Origin of the sequence: Salipiger sp. HF18 (genome assembly GCF_011806505.1) — a bacterium.
Classification (GTDB): domain Bacteria; phylum Pseudomonadota; class Alphaproteobacteria; order Rhodobacterales; family Rhodobacteraceae; genus Salipiger; species Salipiger thiooxidans.
This window is the reverse complement of the sequence record NZ_JAATOS010000352.1, coordinates 1-4,211: the sequence shown is the minus strand read 5'-3', so window position 1 is coordinate 4,211 and position 4,211 is coordinate 1. Positions and strand designations below refer to the sequence as shown.

3 protein-coding genes are annotated in these 4,211 nt (G+C 70.8%); all 3 read right to left on the bottom strand.

Translation table 11 applies throughout. The features are described 5' to 3' along the window. Positions 1-909 (bottom strand): hydantoinase/oxoprolinase N-terminal domain-containing protein (locus HC022_RS20300; RefSeq protein ID WP_167453627.1); only part of this gene is annotated, 909 nt, incomplete at its 3' end. A gap of 47 nt (positions 910-956) precedes the next feature. Next, on the bottom strand, positions 957-3,659 hold the full coding sequence (locus HC022_RS20295) for a molybdopterin cofactor-binding domain-containing protein (protein WP_167453626.1): 2,703 nt from the start codon (positions 3,657-3,659) through the stop codon (positions 957-959). Continuing rightward, the coding region (locus HC022_RS20290; RefSeq protein WP_167453625.1) for a xanthine dehydrogenase family protein subunit M at positions 3,649-4,211 on the bottom strand (563 nt) is incomplete at its 5' end. The genes HC022_RS20295 and HC022_RS20290, both read right to left, overlap by 11 nt.

Here is a 4,211-nt window from a genome sequence, read left to right as displayed (position 1 = left end):
ATCGGCGCCACGGATCATCGCGACGTCGGTGGAGGTGCCGCCCATGTCATAGGTCAGAAGGTCGGGAATGCCGGCGCGGCGCCCGGTATAGGCGGCGGCCATGACGCCCGAGGCGGGCCCCGACATCACCGTCTTGGCGGCCTCCTCGGCGACGATGCGGGCCGAAACCATGCCGCCGTTGCCGTTCATCACCAGAAGGTCACGGTCGTAGCCGCGTTCCGAGAGCTTGTCGGCGAGGCGCTCGACGTAGCGGCGCAGCAGCGGCTGGACGCTGGCGTTGACCGCCGCGGTGACGCCGCGTTCGAACTCGCGGCTTTCCGAGATCAGCGCGTGGCCCATGGTGATGTTGCCGTTGGGCCAGATCTCGCGGGCGATCTCGCGGGCGCGGAGCTCGTGCGCGGGGTTGGCATAGGAGTGCAGGAAGTGGATGACCAGCGCCTCGCAGCCCTTGTCGACGAGGTCAGCCAGGGCCGCGCGCAGGGCGACCTCGTCGAGGGGCGCGTATTCCGAGCCGTCCGCCAGCATCCGTCCCGGCACCTCGAGCCGCAGATCGCGCGGGATGATCGGGCGGAACTGGCCGGTCATGCCGTAGGCGTGGGGCCGCGTGCGGCGCCCGAGCTCGAGCACGTCGCGGAAGCCCAGCGTGGTCACGAGGCCGGTCTTGCAGAGCTGGCGTTCCAGCACCGCGTTGGTCGTGGTGGTGGTGCCGTGCACGATCAGGTCGAGCGCAGCGGCATCGACCGACGCCGCGTCCAGCGCTGCCAGAACGCCCTTCGACTGGTTGTCGAGCGTCGTCGGCACCTTGGCGAGCTTCACCCCCCGCGCCTTGCTGTCGTAGTAGACGAGATCGGTGAAGGTGCCGCCCACGTCGATCCCGGCGAAGGTGCCGGTCAGGGTCTTTTCGGTCATCTCGGGGGCCTTTCCTGCGGCCGTCTTCTGGTCTTCGGCGTCGAGCATCATGCGCCCGTCCCCACGGCGAGGATCGCCGCGCGCACCTTGTCGGGCGTTGCGGGCAGATGGTGGATGCGCGCGCCGGTGGCATGCGCGATGGCGTTGAGAACGGCGGGCGCGGTGGGGATGAGGCAGTGCTCGCCCAGCCCCTTGGCGCCGTAGGGGCCGTGCATGTCACCCGACTCGACGATCAGGCTTTCGATTGGGGGCACGTCGCCGATGGTGGGGATCAGGTAGTCGTGCAGGTTCTCGGTGCGGCCGGGAAGGAACTCTTCCATCAGCGCAAGCCCGATGCCCTGTGCCACGCCACCCTCGATCTGGCCCTCGACCAGCAGCGGGTTGATGGCCTTGCCGACGTCATGGGCGGCGACGATGCGCAGCAGCTTCACGGTGCCGAGCGCGGTGTCGACTTCCAGTTCGCACATCTGCGCCGCGGTGCCGAAGACCGCGTAGGGATCGCCCTGCCCGTTCTTGTCGAGCGGCGAGGTCGGCGGGTCGTAGCTCTCGACCGCCTCCAGCGCGTATTCGCCCTCGTGCGACAGGTCCACGCGCACGGTGTTGCCCGCGTCGGTAAGCTCGATGACGCCGTCGCCAAGGCGGATCACTGCCTCCTCCGAGACGTTGCCCAGCCGCAGGATCTGCGCCCGCAGCGCCTCGCCGCAGAGCCTTGCGGCGTTGCCCGAGATGTAGGTCTGGCGGCTGGCCGAGGTCTTGCCCGCGTCCGGGGTGATGTCGGTGTCGGGACCCACCAGCGTGATGTCCGCGACCGCGACGCCGAGCGCCTGCGCGAAGATCTGGGTGATGACGGTGTTGGAGCCCTGCCCGATGTCCACCGCGCCCTGATGCAGGCGCAACTCGCCTGTGGGCGTGATACCCGCGCGGATCGTCGAGGGGTTCCCGCAGCCGTACCAGCCCGCCGCGACGCCGACACCGCGCTTCTTCACGGCGCTGGTGTCGTTGAAGGCGGCGGCCTCGGCCAGCGCCCGGGTCCAGTGCGGGGTCAGCGCGTCGAAACAGGCGTCGATGCCCATGCCACGCTCGAAGACCTGCCCGGTGACGGTCGGATCGCCGTTCTCGAGGCAGTTGCGGCGGCGGAACTCGAGCCGGTCGATGCCCAGCTTCTCGGCCATGATGTCGTAGAGCTGTTCCTGCGCCACCGCCGATTGCGGCACGCCGAAGCCACGGAAGGCACCGGCGGGCGCGGTGTTGGTGTGGATGCCGGCGCTTCTGGCTTCATAGTTGGGGGTCTTGTAGGGGCCGGACGCGTGGATCGGCACGCGGTTGGCCACCGTGGGGCCCCAGCTTGCATAGGCACCGGTGTTGAAGACGCCGTCGAAACGCGCGGCCACGATGCGGCCCTCGGCGTCGGCGCCGATCTCCATGTGGACCTGGCTCGGGTGGCGCTTGGTCGAGGTCGAGATCGACTCGATGCGGGTGTAGGCGATGCGCACGGGGCGGTTCAGCTTCCACGCCGCCAGCGCCACGAAGGGCTGCGCGGTGAGGTCGAGCTTGGAGCCGAAGCCGCCGCCCACCGCGGTCGGCAGGATGCGCACGTCCGCCGCCGACATGCCCATGATCGAGGCAATGCCGTCGCGGTTCATGTAGGGCGCCTGCGTGCAGCAGCGGATCTCGAGCCGGTCGCCGACGCGCCGGGCCGAGGCGGCCTCGGGCTCGATGTAGCCGTGTTCGATGAAGCCGGTGGAGAAGTCGCCCGACACCACATGCGCCGCCCCGGCCAGGGCGCCCGCCGCATCGCCGCGCGCCACGTAGCCGCGGCACATGACGTTGGCCTCGCGGCCCTCGTGCAGCAGCGCGGCCCCGGCAGCACCTTCGGGGGTGAGCACAGAGGGCAGCTCCTGCCAGCTCACCGGGAAGGGCTCCATCTCGGCCAGCGCTTCGGCAGAGCCCACGACGGCTGCCACGGCCTCGCCCTTGAAGCGGGTCTCGGTCTCGGCAAAGAGCGGCTGGTCCTCGAAGCCGGGGATCACGCCGAAGCGGTTCTCGCCCGGCACGTCGGCGGCGGTCAGCACCAGCGCGAGGCCGTTTTCTTCGGTGAAGCGCTCGAGGTCGCCGAAGCTGAAGGAAGCGCGGTGGTAGGGCGAGCGGATCGCCTTCACCACCAGCGCGTCGCCCGGCGCCACGTCGTCGCCGAAGCGCTCGGTGCCCGAGACCTTGGGCCAACCGTCGAGCCGCGCGATCGGCGCGCCCACACCGCCCTCGGCAAGCGGTGCCGTGTCCGAGGCGTCGAGCACCGCGGCGATGATCTTGCGGTAGCCGGTGCAGCGGCAAAGCACGCCGCCGAGCGCGTCCGAGACGCTCTCTTCGGTCAGCGCCTCACCCGAGCGCAACAGCGCCACGGCCGAGACCATCATGCCCGGCGTGCAGATGCCGCATTGTGCCGCCTGATGGCGCTGGAAGCTCTGCGCCAGCCGCTCGGCCAGCGGATCGTCGGCCACCAGCCCGGCCTGGGTTTCCACGGTGCGGCCCTGCACCTGGCCCGCCGCCATCATGCAGGCACAGACCGGGTCGCCGTCGACCAGCACGGTGCAGGCGCCGCAATCACCGGCGTTGCAGCCGACCTTGACGTCACGGGCCCCAGCGACCTCGCGCAGCAGCTCCGAGAGGCGCACGGTGGGTTCGGCGGGAACGGTGATCTCGGCCCCGTTGAGGGTGAAGCCGATGTGGCCCTGCGGTGCATCAAGCGACATGGGACGCCTCCTTTTCGACGGCCAGAGCGACGGCGCGGGCGACCAGCGTCGCCACCGCCTCGCGGCGGTAGCCGGCACGGGCGCGCACGTCGTCGATGGGGCTCAGTTCGGGGTAATCGTAGCCCAGGATCACTGGCTCGGCGGCACCGGCCCCGCAGCCGGCGAGCAGGGTTTCCAGCCCTCCCAGTCGCCGCGCCACCGGCGAGCAGGCGCCCACCGCGATGCGCGCCGAGGCGATGCGCCCGGCCTCGACCACGACCACGGCCGAGACCATGGCGATGGAGATCACGAGGTAGCGCCGCGCACCCAGCTTGAGGAAGGTGCCCGAGCCCGCGGCGTCGGGGATCAGCACCGCGGTGACGATTTCGCCCGGGGCCAGCTCCGTTGCGCGCGGGCCGGTGATGAACTGCGCGAGCGGCAGCACGCGCGTGCCCGTGCCCGTGGCCAGCTCGACCGAGGCGTCGAGCGCCAGCAGCGCCGGCACCCCATCCGCCGCGGGCGAGGCGTTGCAGAGGTTGCCCGCCACGGTGCCCGCGTTCTGGATCTGCACCG